This window comes from Streptomyces sp. TRD_SC_5 (assembly GCF_056836825.1).
This window is the reverse complement of the sequence record NZ_JBWZZS010000001.1, coordinates 2,434,395-2,452,420: the sequence shown is the minus strand read 5'-3', so window position 1 is coordinate 2,452,420 and position 18,026 is coordinate 2,434,395. Positions and strand designations below refer to the sequence as shown.

General features: G+C 70.6%; 18 protein-coding genes and 1 tRNA gene. 16 read left to right on the top strand and 3 right to left on the bottom strand.

Translation table 11 applies throughout. From position 1 onward, the window contains the following. Nucleotide 1 precedes the first annotated feature (1 nt). From AC1P0E_RS11225 to AC1P0E_RS11190, 8 genes are all read left to right on the top strand, one after another. Nucleotides 2-190, top strand: coding sequence for a hypothetical protein (locus AC1P0E_RS11225; RefSeq protein WP_482742025.1), 189 nt, complete (start codon nucleotides 2-4; stop codon nucleotides 188-190). Nucleotides 191-202: 12 nt separating this feature from the next. Next, complete coding sequence (locus tag AC1P0E_RS11220; protein ID WP_482742024.1) at nucleotides 203-811, top strand: hypothetical protein; 609 nt, start codon at nucleotides 203-205, stop codon at nucleotides 809-811. A gap of 3 nt (nucleotides 812-814) precedes the next feature. Beyond that, nucleotides 815-946 carry a hypothetical protein gene (locus AC1P0E_RS11215; RefSeq protein ID WP_482742023.1) on the top strand — a complete coding sequence of 44 codons (132 nt, stop codon included), beginning with the start codon at nucleotides 815-817 and terminating at the stop codon, nucleotides 944-946. A gap of 19 nt (nucleotides 947-965) precedes the next feature. Further along, the gene (locus tag AC1P0E_RS11210; RefSeq protein ID WP_482742022.1) at nucleotides 966-1,490 is read left to right on the top strand and encodes a hypothetical protein; all 525 of its coding nucleotides are present in this window, start codon (nucleotides 966-968) and stop codon (nucleotides 1,488-1,490) included. 88 nt (nucleotides 1,491-1,578) lie between these two features. Then, on the top strand, nucleotides 1,579-2,415 hold the full coding sequence (locus tag AC1P0E_RS11205) for a bifunctional DNA primase/polymerase (protein WP_482742021.1): 837 nt from the start codon (nucleotides 1,579-1,581) through the stop codon (nucleotides 2,413-2,415). Then, a complete protein-coding gene (locus AC1P0E_RS11200; protein WP_482742020.1) occupies nucleotides 2,412-4,265 on the top strand; it encodes an ATP-binding protein in 1,854 nt (617 codons plus the stop codon). The genes AC1P0E_RS11205 and AC1P0E_RS11200 overlap by 4 nt, the downstream gene beginning before the upstream one ends. A gap of 26 nt (nucleotides 4,266-4,291) precedes the next feature. Then, nucleotides 4,292-4,462: a helix-turn-helix transcriptional regulator gene (locus AC1P0E_RS11195; RefSeq protein WP_482745723.1), complete on the top strand. Its 171-nt coding sequence runs from the start codon at nucleotides 4,292-4,294 to the stop codon at nucleotides 4,460-4,462. After that, nucleotides 4,462-5,850 (top strand): tyrosine-type recombinase/integrase, encoded by a 1,389-nt coding sequence (locus AC1P0E_RS11190; RefSeq protein ID WP_482742019.1) that lies wholly within the window; start codon nucleotides 4,462-4,464, stop codon nucleotides 5,848-5,850. Before AC1P0E_RS11195 ends, AC1P0E_RS11190 begins: the two co-directional genes overlap by 1 nt. Nucleotides 5,851-6,042: 192 nt before the next feature. Here the strand turns inward: AC1P0E_RS11190 and AC1P0E_RS11185 are convergent. After that, nucleotides 6,043-6,115, bottom strand: a tRNA-Arg gene (locus AC1P0E_RS11185). Nucleotides 6,116-6,444: 329 nt separating this feature from the next. On the opposite strand from AC1P0E_RS11185, the gene AC1P0E_RS11180 reads away from it, so the two are divergent. From AC1P0E_RS11180 to AC1P0E_RS11150, 7 genes are all read left to right on the top strand, one after another. Then, nucleotides 6,445-8,055, top strand: coding sequence for a dynamin family protein (locus AC1P0E_RS11180; RefSeq protein WP_482742018.1), 1,611 nt, complete (start codon nucleotides 6,445-6,447; stop codon nucleotides 8,053-8,055). A 7-nt stretch (nucleotides 8,056-8,062) separates the two neighbouring features. Then, nucleotides 8,063-9,904, top strand: coding sequence for a GTPase (locus tag AC1P0E_RS11175; protein WP_482742017.1), 1,842 nt, complete (start codon nucleotides 8,063-8,065; stop codon nucleotides 9,902-9,904). Between the two features lie 66 nt (nucleotides 9,905-9,970). Continuing rightward, a complete protein-coding gene (locus AC1P0E_RS11170) occupies nucleotides 9,971-10,432 on the top strand; it encodes a single-stranded DNA-binding protein (protein WP_482742016.1) in 462 nt (153 codons plus the stop codon). Between the two features lie 157 nt (nucleotides 10,433-10,589). Continuing rightward, the gene (locus AC1P0E_RS11165; RefSeq protein WP_482742015.1) at nucleotides 10,590-12,032 is read left to right on the top strand and encodes a Cys-Gln thioester bond-forming surface protein; all 1,443 of its coding nucleotides are present in this window, start codon (nucleotides 10,590-10,592) and stop codon (nucleotides 12,030-12,032) included. A gap of 147 nt (nucleotides 12,033-12,179) precedes the next feature. Beyond that, on the top strand, nucleotides 12,180-13,844 hold the full coding sequence (gene ettA / locus AC1P0E_RS11160; protein ID WP_482742014.1) for an energy-dependent translational throttle protein EttA: 1,665 nt from the start codon (nucleotides 12,180-12,182) through the stop codon (nucleotides 13,842-13,844). A gap of 2 nt (nucleotides 13,845-13,846) precedes the next feature. After that, on the top strand, nucleotides 13,847-14,323 hold the full coding sequence (locus tag AC1P0E_RS11155) for an acyl-CoA thioesterase (RefSeq protein ID WP_482742013.1): 477 nt from the start codon (nucleotides 13,847-13,849) through the stop codon (nucleotides 14,321-14,323). Further along, nucleotides 14,320-15,075: a DUF8185 domain-containing protein gene (locus tag AC1P0E_RS11150; RefSeq protein WP_482742012.1), complete on the top strand. Its 756-nt coding sequence runs from the start codon at nucleotides 14,320-14,322 to the stop codon at nucleotides 15,073-15,075. The genes AC1P0E_RS11155 and AC1P0E_RS11150 overlap by 4 nt, the downstream gene beginning before the upstream one ends. 95 nt (nucleotides 15,076-15,170) lie before the next feature. Here AC1P0E_RS11150 and AC1P0E_RS11145 read toward each other — a convergent pair whose 3' ends face one another. Continuing rightward, the gene (locus tag AC1P0E_RS11145; RefSeq protein WP_214907707.1) at nucleotides 15,171-15,575 is read right to left on the bottom strand and encodes a globin; all 405 of its coding nucleotides are present in this window, start codon (nucleotides 15,573-15,575) and stop codon (nucleotides 15,171-15,173) included. 130 nt (nucleotides 15,576-15,705) lie between these two features. Here AC1P0E_RS11145 and AC1P0E_RS11140 point away from each other — a divergent pair, with 130 nt between their 5' ends. Next, nucleotides 15,706-16,686, top strand: a complete 981-nt coding sequence (locus AC1P0E_RS11140) for a methyltransferase domain-containing protein (protein ID WP_482742011.1) — start codon at nucleotides 15,706-15,708, stop codon at nucleotides 16,684-16,686. 113 nt (nucleotides 16,687-16,799) lie between these two features. Here AC1P0E_RS11140 and AC1P0E_RS11135 read toward each other — a convergent pair whose 3' ends face one another. Then, nucleotides 16,800-18,011 (bottom strand): FHA domain-containing protein, encoded by a 1,212-nt coding sequence (locus tag AC1P0E_RS11135; RefSeq protein ID WP_482742010.1) that lies wholly within the window; start codon nucleotides 18,009-18,011, stop codon nucleotides 16,800-16,802. Nucleotides 18,012-18,026 lie beyond the last annotated feature (15 nt).

The window sequence follows — 18,026 nt, the reverse complement described above, 5'->3', positions numbered from 1 at the left end:
CGTGGCCATCACCGTCTCCCTCGTCGCCCTGTTCGGTCTGGTCCTGTTCTTTCTGCTGCGCTCCAAGACGCTCGGCTACGGCTCCGCCTTCATCGCCGTGATGTTCGGCTTTTACCTCGCCTCCACCGGGGCCTCCGGACCGATGAACGAGCTCACCGCTGCCTTCGTCGACGCGCTGCCCGACCTGTAGAGGAGAACGGCCGTGAACGAACAGCTCATCGCCCGCCACTGGCTCGCCATCGTCGCCCCCAAAGCGGCACCGGCGATCGCTACCTCCACCGTCCTCGTCCTCGCCCGCATCTGGAACGCCAACGGCGCCGAACACAGCGTCGGCAACGCTGCCTTGATGACCGTGCTCGCTATCGGTGCTGCGACGGCCGGCGCTTTGGCCTCCGCCGGACGCGCCGGAGACAGCGTCATCGCCGGGACCGCATTCGCCGCCTCCGGCGGGCTCGCCCTGGCTGGGGTCGCCGGATACGCCGACGGGCTCTCGCTGCCGCTGCTGCTGTGGGCGCTGGCGACCACGGTCGCCTACGGGCTCGCAGCCCGCTACTGGCGCTCCGACCGCCGCAACACCCTCGCGCACGAGCGGCACACCACCGAGCGGCGCGAGGAACACGGCCACATCGAACGCGTCGAAGCGCTCCGGGCCGGGGCGCAGATCCAGGTCGCCCGCGAGGGCGCCCACTACGCGGAAGCCCTCGCCGCCGCGCTCACCGCCCGCGCCGGACTGCCCGGCTTCGACCCCGCCGCGCTCACCCGCGCCGGACTGCCTGAACTGCCCACCAGCGAGATCACCAAGGAGTACTGAGCCATGGACGACGACGACTTCATCGACTGCGAGCTGTGCGCTCCCAGCGACGACAGCGAGCCGTACCCGTACGCGCACTGCTGCGAGTGCGGCGCCGATGGCTCCAGCGCGAACCCCGACTGCACCTGCGAGTAGAGAACCGCGAAGGAGAGCAATGTTCGAGATCCGCGTCATCTGTACCGAACCCGACATCCCCGCCGTAACCGAAGCCCTGTCCAGGGCATTCACCACAGGCGCCGTACGGAAGAGCAAGACGTTCGACGGCACCAAGACCCGCCTGTACATCACCGCCGAACACCGCCCGCAGCCGTGGCCCACACCCGAAGCCGCATACGCGGCGGCCCCCAGCATCATCAGCGAAATCGGGTGGACCGCGGAGCGCGCACGCGAGGCGCTGTGGCCGATCGGCCCGCAGGACGTCAGGGAGTTCTGGCTCCGCAAGGCCGCCGTCCTGGACCGTATCGCGCTGACTGAGGCCGACGGCCGCGGGCTCAACGACCTGTCCGACGCGGCGGAAGTTGCAACCGAGGCGGCCCGGCGCCTGATGGACGTCGACAGTGACGCGGGGCTCGCCTCCAGCGGAACGGGCGGCCCGTACACGCCGGATCACCCGGACAGTATCCGCGACCCGCGCGGATACGTCCGACAGGAATACGCCATCTGGCAGCGGAACCAGTAGCGACGCCCGTGGGCGGGTGTCTCCGGCCAAGGAACGGCACCCGCCCACGGTTCTCCCGTCCCAATCACTGAATCAGGAGAGCTTCAGAATGCCTCACCGCACCCCCGACGGACAGCTCAGGGCAGCGCTTGATGCTGCCGCCCGTGGCTGGCACGTCTTCCCCCTCACTCCGGGCAGCAAGCGCCCGGCCGTGCGGGCCTGGCAGGACCGCGCCACCATCGAAGCCGAGCGCATCACCCGATGCTGGCGGTCCGGCTCGTTCAATGTTGGTCTGGCCACCGGTCCTTCTGGCCTGGTTGTCGTCGACCTCGACACTCCCAAGGAGCCGAGTGACCTGCCGCCGGCGGACTGGGCGCTGCCCGGCATTGCCGACGGCGCTGACGTGTTCGCCGCGTTCTGCGAACGCCACGAACAGCCTTATCCGGGAGACACGTTCACCGTGCGGACCCGCAGCGGTGGGACGCACCTGTACTTCGCTGCTCCTGCTGGATTCGAGCTGCGGAACACCGGCGGCAAGATCGGTTGGAAGGTCGACACTCGCGCGGTCGGCGGATACGTCGTAGCCGCCGGCAGCACGGTCGACGGCCGCCCGTACGAGACCGTCCACGACACTCTCCCGGCCGCCCTGCCCGGCTGGCTCGCCGACGTCCTCACGCACAAGCCCACACCAGTGCCGGTCCGGCTTCCCGCACAAGCGCCCGGCCGCCGCGCCGTCGGTCTCGTGAAAACCGTGCTGGACGCGCCTGAGGGCGAGCGAAACAACCGTCTGTACTGGGCCGCCTTGCGCGCCTACGAAAGCGGCAGCGAAACGGCCGTCGGAATCGCCGCCGCCCTCGTCGACGCGGCCGTCGGCGTTGGGCTGCCCGAGCGCGAAGCCCGCGCCACCGTGGCATCCGCCGAGCGCAAGATCCGGGGCGGGCGATGAGCAGCGAGACCACAGCCAAGGAACTCCTGGCCAAGAACGGCGTCGACTCCGAGGCGTCCGAGCGGGGCAAGGGGCCCTCGCAGGCCTCCCAGCTTGTTGCCCTCGCCCGGGAACGGTTCGACGTCTTCATGTCCGACGACGGTCGCCCCTACGCCGTGACTCAGGGCGGCCCGAACATCGCCCTGCCATTGCGCGGAAAGGCCGGCCTGCGCTCCCAGCTCGCCCGCCTCTACACCGAGGCAACCGGCGGCAATGTGCCCTCACAGTCCGCACTCGCGGACGCGCTGACCGTCCTGGAAGGCATCGCGGCCGTCGCCGACCCCTGCACTCCGCAGCTGCGGACCGCCCGCCACGGGGAGCACATCGTTGTCGACCTCGCCAGCGCTGACGGTCGCTGCGTCCTCATCAGCCCGGACGGCTGGGAGAGGAGCCCCCGCTCCCCGGTTCTCTTCCGCCGCTCTGGGGCGATGAAGATCCTGCCCATGCCAGTCCGCGAGGGTGACGGCCTGGCCAAGCTCCGTGACCTGATGAACACCAGCGAGGAAGGCTTTCACCTGCTTGTTGCATGGCTGGTGGCGTCGTTCATCCCGGACCTGCCGCACCCAATCCTCACCTTCCGCGGGGAACAGGGCACCGGAAAGTCGAAGGGTGCGGCGATGGTCATCGGGATCGTCGACCCGTCCGGCGCGCCGAAGCGCACCGCGCCCCGGGATGTGAAGTCGTGGGCGACGCAGGCCTTCAACTCGTGGGCGCTGTGTATCGACAACGTCTCGTACATCCCGGACTGGTTCTCTGACGCCCTGTGCCGCGCGGTCACGGGTGACGGCATTGTCGACCGTGCCCTCTACACCGACGACGACGTCGTCGTCCTCGAATTCCGGCGGGTGCTGGCCATGACCACCATCGACGCCGGGGCCCTCGCGGGCGACCTCGCCGAACGTCTCCTGACCATCGAGCTGCACACCATCCCCGACCGGAACCGGCGTGAGGAAGCCGAGCTGGATCGCGCCTATCGCGACGCTCACCCCAGCATCCTGGCCTCGCTGTTCGACCTTCTGTCACGGGTCCTGCGGGCCCTGCCCGACGTCCAGCTCACCGCCCGGCCGCGCATGGCCGACTTCGCCCGGGTACTCGCGGCCGTCGACCACGTCACCGGGTGGGACACCCAGGGCAGCTATCGGGCCACCGCCGCCGACGCGGTCGCCGACGTCCTCGAAGGCGAGCCTTTCGCCCGCGCCGTTGTCGACCTCGTACGGGCCGCTGGCCCTGCCGGGGTCTCCATGACGGCCGCCGACATTCTTGGCAAGGTCGTCACCCCCGAGAAGCTGCCGAAGAAGTGGCCCAAGGACGCCACCCGCGCGGGTGGCCAACTCAAGCGTCTTGCCCCCGCCCTGCGGGCCATCGGCATTGACGTCGACGACACGCAGCGTGAGCCCACCGGCAACCGCTCGCGTCTCTACCGGCTGACGTCAGTGGAGACAAGCTGCATTCCAGCACCCGTAGCGCCCACAGCGCCCGGGACTACCCCTGACCAGCACGAACGCCGGGGTGCTGCGGAAGCGCACAGCACCCGGACAGCGCCCACCAGCACCCGCGAGCGCCCGCTCTCGGGTGCTGCGGGTGCTGAACCGGGTGCTGTGAACGCGACAGCGCCCGCATCCCCAGCCCCGCTTGAACAGGGCGAGCTCGACCTGTCGGGTGCTGCGGGCGCTCCGGGTGCTGCGTTGCAGCACATCTCTACATCCGCCGTCCTTTGCGACGGCTGCCACACGCCCATCGACCCCGCACTCGTCACAGCGGGTGAAACAACTCACCCCTGCTGCGACCCGATTGAGAGGCCTGTCCAGTGACGACTTCCACCATCGGGACACGGGCGATGCTCACCCTGCCCGAGCTCTGCGAAGAGCTCCAGATCTCCAGGTCGACCTTCTACGACTGGCGTCAGAAGGGGCGTGCACCGCGCTGCATCAAGCTCCCGAACGGTGACCTCCGCATCCGCCGTGGCGACTTGAACAACTGGCTTGATGACCGGGAGGACCGGGGCTAATGGACAGCACATACAACGTCAAGGTCTGGAAGACAGCGACGTACAAGGGCGCCAGAGGAACGACGCACACGGTTCGCTGGACGCTCGACGGACAGGAGAAGCGGGCGCCCTTTGCCACCCGGGCGTTGGCGGACGCCTTCCGCTCGGAGCTGGTCAGCGCCACCCGCCGGGGTGAGGCCTTCAGCCTCGCCACGGGGCGGCCGGTCTCACACACGTCCGGGGCTAGCGCGACGAACTGGTACGAATTCGCGATTCAGTTCGTCGACGCCAAGTGGTTACAAACGTCTGGGAACAACCGAAAGAACGTAGCCAAGGCGTTCATGACGGCGACCATCGCGCTGCTGCGTACGGAGCCGACTGGGTTCAAGCCCATCGACGTACGCACGGCCCTGCGTGAATGGGCCTTCAACACGAAGCGGCGCAACGACGCGCCCCCTGAAGTGGCCGCGATTCTTCGGTGGGTCGAGCGCAACACCCTCACAATGGCGGCCTGGGAGGATCCGGAGAAGGTCGAAGAGGTCCTGAACGCCCTGGCCACCAAGCTGGATGGCAAGCCCGCAGCAGCGTCGTGCATCAAGCGCCACCGCCGGATCATGAACGTTGCGATGGAGTACGCGGTAAAGCACAAGGTCCTGAGGTCGAATCCCTTGCCGAAGGGGAGAGGGACGGCCCCGAAGACCTCTTCTGCGGTGGACAAGCGCAGCCTGATCAACCCCACGCAAGCCGCGGCCTTGCTCGGGTGGGTCCGCCGCCGCACCCGCGGCGGGCGGCGGCTGCACGCATTCCTCGCCACGATTTATTACGCCGGTCCGCGCCCGGAGGAGGCTGTGGCGATGCACGTTCGCGACGCGGTGCTGCCGGACGAGGAGGACGACGACCAGTGGGGTGAGCTGCTGTTCCATACGGCCCAACCCGAGGTAGGAAAGCAGTGGACCGACACAGGGGAGGTTCACGAGGAGCGTGGACTCAAAGGGCGGGCCGCAGGCGACACCCGCAATGTGCCCTGCCGCCCTGCCTTGACCCGACTCCTGCGTGAGCACATCAAGGACGAGAAGCTGAAGCCCGGCGATCTGCTGTTCCCAGGGGAGAAGGGCGGCATGCTGGCAGGCTCTGTCTTCCGCCGGGCGTGGGGCACGGCTCGTAAGAGGGTCCTCACCGCGGATGAGTGCGCATCGCCGCTCGGTAGGCGGGTCTACGACCTGCGGCACACCTGCCTGACCACGTGGCTCAACAACGGGGTCCCGCCGGCACAGGTCGCAGAGTGGGCGGGCAACAGCGTGCCCGTGCTGCTCGCCACGTACGCCCGCTGCATCTCTGGGCAGCTCAAGGACCACCAGAAGCGCATCGAGGCCACGCCTGACCTTGAGGAGCTGCACCGCGAAGGCTGATCCAGTGGCCACGGAGAACGTCACCGTGCATTCTCCGTGGCCACCCGCAGAAACCCGGTGACAGCCGGACACGGCCGGATCGCGCATCCTGAACTCAGGAGGTGGTCCGGCCCTCTGCTCAGCACCTCTGTGAGGCGCCTGACCTGCAAAAAAGCCCTCCCGGAGGGAGGGCTGAAGGCCGAACGGGTGAAGCGCCCCCGGCAGGACTCGAACCTGCGGCCAAGCGCTTAGAAGGCGCCTGCTCTATCCACTGAGCTACGGGGGCCGGATCATGGCCTCGGTGGCCTGGGTCCCTGACCGGGAGGGGTCCTGGACCTTGCCGGGGACAAGGATAGGGCTCCGATCGCCTGGGGCCGGTTGCTTCACCTGCGTGGCACGATGTGTAGGTTCAGTGAAGCGAACTTGATAATCGCAGGCGAGTGCGAATCGCGCATCGCTTTTGGCGTCTCGCGCCCCGGGTGTTGTGCACTCGTTATGCCTGCGCCCCACTCGTACCGTGCGTCCCTCACCGCCAATCGGCGCTCAGATGCGCGCAGAGAGGCCTTTAGGCTTCTAAAAGACTCCAAAATTGGGCATTCTTCGCATGTGGTGACCTTGGACGCACGGCCTCAGCTGATCGACGCACTCTCCGCCCTGCGCGACCGTGTCGCCTCTGTGCGCCTCCCGCTCCCCCTACCGGGGGCCCCGCGCGCGCGGCAGGCACGGATCGAGTTGCTGGCGCAGCTCGACGACTATCTGCTGCCCCGGCTGAAACAGCCCGAAGCACCGCTGCTCGCCGTCATCGGCGGCTCCACCGGGTCCGGCAAGTCCACCCTCGTCAACTCCCTTGTGGGCAGGCGGGTCAGCGAGGCCGGCGTGCTCCGGCCCACGACACGCACGCCGGTGCTCGTGTGCCACCCGGACGATCACCACTGGTTCGCGAACCTGCGCGTACTGCCGCAGCTCACCCGCGTATGGCTGCCGCGGCAGGAGGGCGAGGACGAGGGGGCGGAAGTACCGCTGGGGCCGGAAAAGGGCGCCGACGGCGGCGACACGCTGCGGGTCGAGACCGTGGGGACGCTGCCGCGCGGACTCGCCCTCCTCGACGCCCCTGACATCGATTCGCTCGTCGCCAGGAACCGGGTACTCGCCGCCGAACTCATCTGCGCCGCCGATGTGTGGGTGATGGTGACCACCGCTTCCCGGTACGCCGATGCCGTGCCCTGGCACCTCCTGCGTACCGCGAAGGAGTACGACGCCACCCTCGTCACCGTCCTCGACCGGGTCCCCCACCAGGTCATCGGCGAGGTCTCGCAGCAGTACGCCGCGCTGCTCACCAAGGCCGGGCTCGGCGACGTACCCCGGTTCACCATCCCCGAGCTGCCCGAATCCGCGGGCGGCGGCACCGGACTGCTGCCCTCCACCGCCGTGGAGCCGCTGCGCGCCTGGCTGGCGCACCGGGTGCACGACCCGGCGGCCCGTCAGCAGGCCGTGGGCCGTACCGCGACCGGTGTCATCGAGTCGCTCAACGCCCGGATGCCGGAGCTCGCCGGGGCTGTCGCCGCGCAGTACGCCGCGTCCGTACGGCTGACATCGGACGTGGAGGAGGCGTACGAGAAAGAGGGCACGCGGGTACGCCGCCGGCTTCAGCGCGGCGCGGTCCTGTCCGGTGACGCCCTCACGCGCTGGCGCGGGTATCCGCTGGACAGTTCGGCGGGTGAGCTTCTGGACTCCCTCGTCGGGGGCCTCACAACCCTGCTCCAGTGCGCCGTCGCCGCCGCCGACGAACACGTCCACGAGGCATGGCGGCAGGAGCCCGCCGCCGGCGCGGTGGCGTTCGGCCTGCCCGACCGGGAGGCGGGCGAGCGGATCGGCATGGCCGCGCGACGCTGGCGCCGGGTGCTCGAGGAACTCGCCGAGGAAGAGGTGCGGGACCTGGAACGGCCGCCCGCGCCCGACGCGGAGACCGTCGCCGCCCTGCTCGCCGCCGCGCTGCTGGGCGGCCGCCGCGCGCGCACCGCCGGGGAACGGCTCGCCGAGCGGATCGGCGCCGTCGCCGCGACCCGGCTGCGCGACAAGGGCGGGGACCTGCTCACGACGTACATCGACCGCGTACTGAATACCGAAAGGGACCGGCGGCTCGCGCCGCTCGACGCCCTCGGAGTGACCCCGGAGCCGCAGGCAGCGCTGATCGCCGCGCTCTCCGTGCTGCAGAAGGAGAAGTGATCGCAACGTGACTGCTGTGACTGGCGACACGGACGGCGTGGATGGTGCGAATGGTGCCGAGGGTACGGCCGAGGGGCGGTGGGACGACGGGCTGATCGCCCGGCGCGGCGCCGAGCGTGCGGTGGCGCGGGGCGAGCAGGCGGCTCGGGCCCTGCGGTCCGTGCGGTCGCCGTCGGACGGGCCGCGGGAGGCCGACGAGGAGTACGACGACGCGTACGACGGCCTGTTCCCCAGCGGCGCCTACGGCGGCAGGCTGCGTGGACGCCTCGACGCGCTGCGCGAGCTGGTCGGCCTCTCCCGTACCCGCCTCGACGGCACCACGCTGGCCGAGGCCGGCCGCGTGCTCGACGAGGCCGCCGCCCGCCAGCGGCTCTCCGCGCGGCACACCGTCGTCGCCGTCGCGGGCGCCTCCGGCAGCGGCAAATCGACGCTCTTCAACGCGCTCGCGGGCGTCCAGATCTCCGACACGGGACTGCGCAGGCCGACCACGTCCGCGCCGATCGCCTGCAGCTGGACCGACGGCGCCGCCGGGCTGCTGGACCGGCTCGGCATCCCCGGGCGGCTGCGCCGCAGGCCGGCGCCGCCCGGATTCCGCGACGAGGCGCTGAACGGGCTCGTACTCGTCGACCTGCCCGACCACGACTCGGCCGCTACCGCCCACCGGGACCAGGTGGACCGGGTCCTCACGCTCGTCGACGCGGTGATCTGGGTCGTCGATCCGGAGAAGTACGCCGACGCCGTACTGCACGAGCGCTATCTGCGGCCGCTCGCCGGACACGCGGAGATCACCTTCGTGGTGCTCAACCAGGTGGACCGGCTGCCCGGCGACGCCGCCGACCTGGTCCTCGACGATCTGCGCAGGCTGCTCGACGAGGACGGCATGGCGCTCGGCGAGCACGGCGAACCGGGCGCCACGGTCCTGTCCCTGTCCGCGCTGACGGGCGAGGGCGTCGTCGAGCTTCGCGAGATGCTCGGCCAGTTCGTGCAGGAGCGCGGAGCCGCCGCACGCCGGCTGTCCGCCGACGTGGACGCCGCCGCGGCCCGGCTGCGTCCCGTCTACGTGGCTGACGGGCGGCGGCCGCCGGAGCTCGGCGAGCGGGCCCGGGCCGACTTCACCGACCGGCTGGCGGCCGCGGTGGGCGCTGCGGCCGTGGGCGAGGCGGCGGAACGCGAATGGCGCCGGAACGCGGGGAAGTCGTGCGGTACGCCCTGGCTGAGGCTGTGGCGCTGGTACGAGGCGCACCGCGCGCTGGGGTCCGGGATCGACCCGCTTTCCGGGCAGACCCCGGCCGAGGGCGAGGAGGAGGAGATCACCGCCCGCCAGCGCGTGGAGCAGGCCGTGCGTACGGTCGCCGACGAGGCCGCCGCCGGGCTGCCCGCCCCCTGGGCGCAGGCGGTACGGGAGTCGGCGGTGCGCGGCGCGGCCGGGCTGCCGCAGGAGCTGGACGTACTGGCGGTACGGGCCGGAGTGCCCCGCGGCAGGCCGCCGAGGCCCGCGTGGTGGCCGGCGGCGGTGCTGACCCAAGCCTCGATGACGCTGCTCCAGATCTTCGGCGGGCTGTGGCTGGTGGGCCAGATCGTGGGCGTACTGGAGCCGCAGCTGCTGCCGCCGGTACTGGTGATGCTCGCGGGGATCGTCGGCGGCCCGCTGGTGGAGTGGGCGTGCTCGGTCGCGGCCAAGGGGCCGGCGCGGCGGTACGGGCAGGACGCCGAGCGGCGGCTGCGGGAGGCGGCGGCCGGGTGCGGCCGGGCGCGGGTGCTGGACCCGGTGTCGGCGGAGCTGATGCGGTACTGGGAGGTGCGGGAGCAGTACGTGGCGGTGACGGGTTTGTCCACAACCGGCCGCTAGTCCACAGGCTCCGGCGGGCCCGCCGCGTCCGGTCCAGCATGGGACCAGTCGAGGAGGGGAGTCGTGATGAGTGACACCTGGGTGACGCTGGTGGGCAATGCCGCTACGGGAGTGGACTACCGCGATACGGCGACGGGCGGTGTGGCGAGGTTCCGTCTCGCGGTGACGGCGCGGTACTGGGACCGGCAGCAGGAGAGCTGGGCGGACGGGCACTCCAGTTTCTACACCGTGTGGGCGCGGCGGTCCCTCGCGAGCAATGTGGCCGGCTCGGTCTCCATCGGCGAACCACTGCTCGTGCACGGCCGGTTGAGAATCCGCGACGAGGAGAAGGACGGGCAGCGCAGGTTCTCGGCGGACATCGAGGCGCTGGCGGTCGGGCACGACATGACGCGTGGCACATCCGCCTTCAGGCGCGTGGTGAAGGGCGATCCGGCGCTGACACGGCGTTCGGTGACGGAAGGGCACAACTCGGCTGATTCGCACGGTGATTTGTCGACAGCACCGGCTCGAAGCGGCGATGAGCGATAACGATTCCGATTCGGAATGGCTATCTGACGGTATGACAGGGGGCTGTCGTTCCGCGCCTCTCTAGGATTTCCGGATACTCACGGGGCACTTGAGTCTGCCGGCGAGGCGCTCCCCCACAGTCGCACCGAGCGAAAGGGCCTCGCCCGAAGGGAATTCTGTGTTTTCTGCTTTCTCTGCGTTCTCTGTACGTGGGCGGGGCGCCGTCCGTCTCGCCGCCACGGCCGTGGTTTCGGGTCTCCTCACCGCGGGGGCGCTGGCCGCCGCGGGGCCCGCCGCCGCGGAGGAGGCGCCGCAGCACCAGGGCGGCGCGGCCGCCACGCTCGACGGACTGAAGACCTACGACAAGGCCGTCCTGCGCACGGACGGCGGTGAGCAGCAGATCCCTGCCGGCCTGTTCGAGATGAGCGTCGACGGTGGCGGCACCCTCAAGACGTACTGCATCGACGTCCACCGCCCGACGCAGGAGCAGGCGAAGTACCTGGAGACCTCCTGGGACCAGACGTCGCTCGCCGCGAACCGTGACGCAGGCAAGATCCGCTGGATCCTGGAGCACTCGTACCCGCAGGTCGACGACCTGAGCGCGCTGGCCAAGCAGGCCGGGGTGGACTCGCTCACCGAGCAGACGGCCGCGGCGGGCACCCAGGTCGCGATCTGGCGGTACTCCGACCAGGTCACGGTCGACGCGCTCGACCCCGAGGCCGAGAAGCTCGCCGACTTCCTCGAGAAGAACGCGCGCGACGCCGCCGAGCCCAGGGCGTCTCTGACGCTGGAGCCGAACGCGGTCTCCGGCAAGGCCGGCGAGAAGCTCGGCCCGGTCACCGTCCGCACCAACGCGGACCGCGTCACCGTGGTCCCGCCCGCCGACGCCGCCGCCAGCGGCGTCAAGGTCGTCGGCAAGGACGGCAAGCCCGTCACCGCCGCCGTGAACGGCAGCGAGCTGTTCTTCGACGTCTCCGAGGACGCGGCCGACGGCTCGTCCGCGCTGACCGTGCAGGCCACCACGTCGGTGCCGGTCGGCCGGGCCTTCGCCGGGGTCACGCAGAGCCAGACCCAGATCCTGGCCGGCTCCAGCGAGTCCACCGTCTCCGCCGATGCCGGCGCCACATGGGCCAAGAAGGGTGCCATTCCGGCGCTCTCCGCCAAGAAGAACTGCGCAAAGGGTGGTGTGGACATCACGGCCACCAACAAGGGCGACGAGCCATTCAGCTTCGCGCTCATGGACTTCAAGCACACCGTCGCGGCCGGCCAGTCGCGGACCGTGACCGTCCCGGTCCAGGAGGACCAGGCGTACGACTTCACGATCGAGGGCCCCGGCGGCCTGAAGAAGAACTTCAAGGGCGTCCTCGACTGCAAGACCTCCGGCGCCACGGGCACCGGCGCGGGCACCGCCGGAACCGGCACCATGGACCAGCCCCAGAACCAGCCCAGCCCCGCCACGGCCGGTGATGCCCCCACCGCCACCGACGGCCTGGACCTCGCCGAGACCGGCAGCTCCGACGCCACGCCGATGATCCTCGGCGTCGCGATCGCCTTCGTCGTACTCGGCATCGCCGCCGTCCTCTTCGTACGCACGAAGAAGCCCGCCTCCGACGAGGAGTAGAAACGGCCACGCCCCGCCGTCGGGCGATCACACGGCCCCGGCGCGCTCGCAGCACCGGGGCCGTTGCCATACCCGTTTCCATCGCGGGGTGGACGTCAGGCAAGATGGGGTGTATCTGCCCACACATCGATTGCCGGACGGTTTCTCTTGGCTGAGTTCATCTACACCATGCGCAAGACGCGCAAGGCGCACGGCGACAAGGTGATTCTTGATGACGTCACCCTGAACTTCCTGCCCGGCGCGAAGATCGGTGTGGTCGGCCCGAACGGTGCCGGTAAGTCCACCGTTCTGAAGATCATGGCCGGCCTTGAGCAGCCGTCCAACGGTGAGGCGTACATCTCGCCCGGGTTCAGCGTCGGCATCCTCATGCAGGAGCCGAAGCTCGACGAGTCCAAGACCGTTCTGGAGAACGTCCAGGACGGCGCGGCCGAGATCATGGTCAAGCTCAAGCGCTTCAACGAGGTCGCCGAGCTCATGGCGACCGACTACTCCGACGCGCTGCTGGACGAGATGGGCAAGCTCCAGGAGGACCTGGACCACGCCAACGCCTGGGACCTCGACGCCCAGCTGGAGCAGGCCATGGACGCGCTGGGCTGCCCGCCCGGCGACTGGCCCGTCACAAACCTTTCCGGTGGCGAGAAGCGCCGTGTCGCGCTCTGCAAGCTGCTGATCGAGGCGCCCGACCTGCTGCTCCTCGACGAGCCCACCAACCACCTCGACGCCGAGTCGGTGAACTGGCTGGAGCAGCACCTGTCGAAGTACTCCGGCGCCGTTGTCGCCGTGACCCACGACCGGTACTTCCTGAACAACGTCGCCGAGTGGATCCTCGAGCTCGACCGCGGCCGCGCGCACCCGTACGAGGGCAACTACTCCACGTACCTGGAGAAGAAGCAGGCCCGCCTCAAGGTCGAGGGCCGCAAGGACGAGAAGCGCCAGAAGCGGCTCAAGGAAGAGCTCGAATGGGTGCGCTCCAACGCCAAGGGCCGCCAGACCAAGTCGAAGGCGCGTCTCGCCCGGTACGAGGAAATGGCCGCCGAGGCGGACAAGATGCGGAAGCTGGACTTCGAGGAGATCCAGATTCCGCCGGGCCCGCGTCTCGGCTCGATCGTGGTCGAGGTCAACAACCTGTCCAAGGCCTTCGGCGAGAAGGTCCTGATCGACGACCTCTCGTTCACTCTGCCGCGCAACGGCATCGTGGGCATCATCGGCCCGAACGGTGCCGGTAAGACCACGCTGTTCAAGATGATCCAGGGCCTCGAGACCCCGGACTCCGGTGCGATCAAGGTCGGCGACACCGTCAAGATCTCGTACGTCGACCAGAACCGCTCCAACATCGACCCCAAGAAGTCGCTCTGGGCGGTCGTGTCGGACGAGCTGGACTACATCAACGTGGGCCAGGTCGAGATGCCTTCGCGGGCGTACGTCTCCGCCTTCGGCTTCAAGGGGCCGGACCAGCAGAAGGCTGCCGGCGTCCTGTCCGGCGGTGAGCGCAACCGCCTCAACCTGGCGCTGACGCTCAAGGAGGGCGGCAACCTGCTGCTCCTCGACGAGCCGACGAACGACCTGGACGTCGAGACCCTGTCGTCGCTGGAGAACGCGCTTCTCGAGTTCCCGGGCGCGGCCGTGGTCATCTCTCACGACCGTTGGTTCCTGGACCGGGTCGCGACGCACATCCTCGCGTACGAGGGCGAGTCGAAGTGGTACTGGTTCGAGGGCAACTTCGAGTCGTACGAGAAGAACAAGGTCGAGCGTCTGGGTGCGGACGCGACGCGCCCGCACCGTGCGACGTACAAGAAGCTGACGCGGGGCTGATCTTGTCGCGTCACATTTACCGCTGCCCTCTGCGCTGGTCGGACATGGATGCCTTCGGGCACGTCAACAACGTCGTCTTCCTCCGGTATCTGGAGGAAGCGCGGATCGACTTCATGTTCCGGCTGGCGCCGGGGGACGGCTCGCCGTCGTTCGCGGGCGGGTCCGTCGTGGCCCGGCACGAGATCGACTACAAGCTGCCGCTGGTCCACCGGCACGAGCCGGTGACCATCGAGTCGTGGGTCACGAAGATAGGCGCGGCGTCGCTGACGATCGCGTACGAGGTGAAGGACACGGACGCCGACGGTTCCGAGCGGGTGTACGTGCGGGCGTCGACGGTCGTCGTGCCGTACGACCTCGAAGCGGCGCGGCCGCGGCGGATCTCGGCGGAGGAGAAGTCGTTCCTCCAGGAGTACCTGGACGACGACGGTGACCGTGCGGGTGCCAGTCGGCGGGGTTCGCGGGGGGCTGTCGCCGCATGACGGCGCTCGGGCGGCGGCGGCTGGTGCTGGCCGATGCGGGGGAGGCGGCGGATCTTGCCGCCTTCCTCGGCCGGCTGATCCATTACGACCGGGCCGCGGCGGTACGTCTCCAGGTCGGCAGCGGGGCGGTGGCCGTTTTCGGGCGGCCGCCGTCGTTCGAGGTGCTGGCTGTTCGGACCTCTCGGCTTGCGGTGACGGTTGAGGCCGGTGCGGGTGCTGGTGCCGGCGTGGCTGGTGGTGGTGCGGGTCCGAGTGCCCGCGTCGATGCCGGTGGGCTGGACGTCACCGTTTCCGCCGGGGAGCTTCTCGAAGGCATCGAGGAGGCCACCGGGGTGGTTGTGGTGCCTGATGCGGTTACGGGCCCGCCGTGGGCCGGCGTGCTGCCGCCACGTGGCGGCTGGCGGCAGGTTCCGGGGCTGCCGGAGCTCAACGCGATGCGTGCGGCGGTCGCTGCGGCGGTCGCGGAATTCCGGGCGCGGGACGAGGCGTTGGCGCCGGAGGACCGGACGCGGGCGGCTCGGGACCGTATCGGCCGGGAGATCTGGTCGCGAACGCTCGGCGGGACGGAACTGCCGCTACGGGCGGTGCACGCGGCGCAGTCACTGGGCTTCCTCAGGCCCGGCCGGGCGGACGCGGAACCGGGCGCGGTCGCGCTACTGGCCGCCGGCGGCTGGCTGCGGCTGCGCACGCCGTACGGGTCGGTCGCGGTACGCCGAGCAGGCCTCGGGGCGCTTTCGGTGGCTCCGGTGTAGGTGAAGTGAGGTGAGGTCGGGCGGGACCCGGGTCCCGCCACCCGTTCCCCCCGAAACCGCCACGCGCAGAGTCGGGTGGCGGAGGAAACCGCTTGTCAGCCCTCGGTGTTGAGCATCGAAGCGGCGGCGTACGTCAGGTAGTTCCACAGCTGCCCCTCGTGCTCCTCGGAGAGCCCGAGCTCGTCGACGGCGACGCGCATGTGCCTGAGCCAGGCGTCGTGCGCGGCTTTGTCGACGGTGAAGGGCGCGTGCCGCATCCGCAGGCGCGGGTGGCCGCGGTTGTCGCTGTACGTACGAGGGCCGCCCCAGTACTGCATCAGGAAGAGGGCGAGCCGCTCCTCGGCGGGGCCCAGGTCCTCCTCGGGGTACATGGGCTTGAGCAGCGGGTCCTCCGCGACTCCCTGGTAGAACCGGTGCACCAGGCGCCGAAAGGTCTCCTCGCCGCCGACCTGCTCGTAGAAGGTCTGCTCCTGAAGCGTGCCGCGCGGAATCTCTTTCACGCGTCCATCGTCTCAGACGGACCGGCCGACGACCTAAGGCCTAGGACCAGCCACCCGCCGCCCCGCACAGTGCGCCTCTCGCGGGCCCCAGCCACTCGCCTCACGGACCGCGCCGCGCGACAGTGGGCGTATGGGCGCACCTCACATGGACATGGACATGTACGCCGAGGCCCGTGCGGCACTCGTACGGGAGATGGCGGCGGCCGGGGCTCTCGACGACCCCGCCTGGCGCGCGGCCTTCACCGAGGTCCCGCGGCACGTGTTCGTGCCGTACTACTTCGCCGGCGGCGCTGCGGGCCACGAGCGGCTGTGGAGCGAGGACCCCGATCCGCGGCGGCGGGCACGGTGGCTGGCAGGGGTCTACTCGGACACGCCCCTGGCCACCCGCATACGAGGCAACGAGCTGGTCTCCTCAAGCAGCCAGCCGTCGCTGATGGCGGGGATGCTGGAGGAGCTGGACGTACGGGAGGGAAACGCCGTACTGGAGATCGGCGCGGGCACCGGATACAACGCGGCGCTTCTCTCGCACCGGCTCGGCGACGGACTGGTGACGACGGTCGACCTCGATCCGGAGATCACCGAGTCGGCGCGCAAGCACCTGGAGGCGGCCGGGTACCACCCGGCGGTGGTCACCGGCGACGGGGCGCGCGGTTGCCCCGCCCGCGCCCCCTTCGACCGGATCATCGCGACCTGCGCCCTGCCGTCCGTACCGCGCGCCTGGCTCGCCCAGTGCCGGCCGGGGGCGCGGATCCTGGCGCCGCTGGCGACCGGGCTGATCGCGCTCGACGTACGGGACGCGTCGCACGCGGAGGGGCGCTTCCTGCACACACCGGCGTACTTCGTCCCGCTGCGCGGCGGGCCGGCGGGGCCCGCGGCGAGGCAGCTGGGCGGGCTGCCTCGGCGGGCGCTGGAGAACGACCTGTTCCAGTTCATGCTCGCTCTGACCGCGGGCACCTTGGACCCGCACGAGGCGCTGACGCTGTGGCACCGCGAGAAGCGGCCACCGCGAGAACGCTTCGGCGTCACGGTCGCCGAGGACGGGGAGTGGGCCTGGCTGGACGATCCGCGGGGGCCGTACGCGTGGCCGCTGGGTGGGGCGGCGAGGGAGTAGGCCGCCGCGTGGGGGCTCCGCCCCGGATCCCGCTCCTCGAACGCCGGAGCGGCTGGACTTGCCCGCTGAGCGGGAGATTCAGCCGGTCCGGCGTTCGAGGGACAGGTAGGTCCTCAGCCCCGGCGGACCGTGATCGTCGTCCACGCGCCCACGTGGACACGGTCGCCGTCCCGGAGGGGGATCGGGACGTAGGGCTGGATCGGGTCCTCGGCGCCGTTGACCGTGGTGCCGTTGGTCGAGTTCTGGTCGACCACGGCCCAGGAGCCGTCGGGCTGCTGCACCAGGACCGCGTGCTGGTGCGATACGCCCGGGTCCTCCGGCGGCACGGCCAGATCGATGTCCGGGGCTTCGCCCGTGCTGTGGCGGCGGCGGCCGATGGTGACCTGGTTGCCGGTGAGCGGGCGCTGCTGCTCGGGCGAGTACGCGGGCAGGTTGAGGCCCGCGGCGTCCGGGCCGCTGCGCTGCATCATCGCCATGAAGTACTCACGGTCGGGTCCCACGGTCGCGGTCCAGCCTGCCGACGCGGGCGCCTGGTACTGCTGCTGGGGCGGCTGCGACTGCGGATGCTGGGGAGCCTGCTGCTGGTGCGGCGGCTGGTGTTGCTGTTGCTGGTGTTGCTGCTGCTGTGATGGCGGCGGCAGCATCCAGTCGTCGTCACCATTGCGGTCCCGCTGCGGGGGCGCCGGCGGCGCGGGTGCGAGCGGGGCCTGCTGCTGGAACGAAGGGGGCGGCGGGCCCGGCTGCTGGAACGGCGGCGGCGGCGGGCCCGGCTGCTGGAACGGCGGCTGCTGCTGGAAGCCCTGCGGCGGGGCCTGCCGGCCCGGCTGCTCCGGTGCCAGCGACTCGGCCGGCCGGTTCATCTGCGACGGCCGCGAGGCCTGGTACTCGTACGGATCACGGGCCTGCGGAGGCGGGGACGGCGGCCCCTGCTGCTGCGCCTGGAAACCGGGCGGCAGATTGAGGCCGGCGCCCGGCCCGCCGGGACCGGGACCGGAGTTCTGCGGGGCGACCGGCGTGTAGGAGGTCGCCGTGTTCGTCAGGTAGTTCCAGCGGCACTCCTCGCAGAACGGGGCCATGGCCTCGCGCGGGGTGCGGCACTGCGGGCAGATCTCCGCCTGGGCGGTGGCGTCCGGTCCGGGCGGCGGGAATCCGTAGCCCGAGCCGGGGGCGGGGCCCGCGCCGGGCCCGGGGCCCTGCGGGTAGCCGTAACCGGGAGCGGGCGGCGGCGGAGGCGGGGGCGGCGGCACGGCGCCGGCCATGCGATGGCCGCAGACCTCGCACCAGTCGTCGGAACCCGACTGGTGTCCGTTCGGGCAGGTCGGCATGTCGGCGCTTCCCCC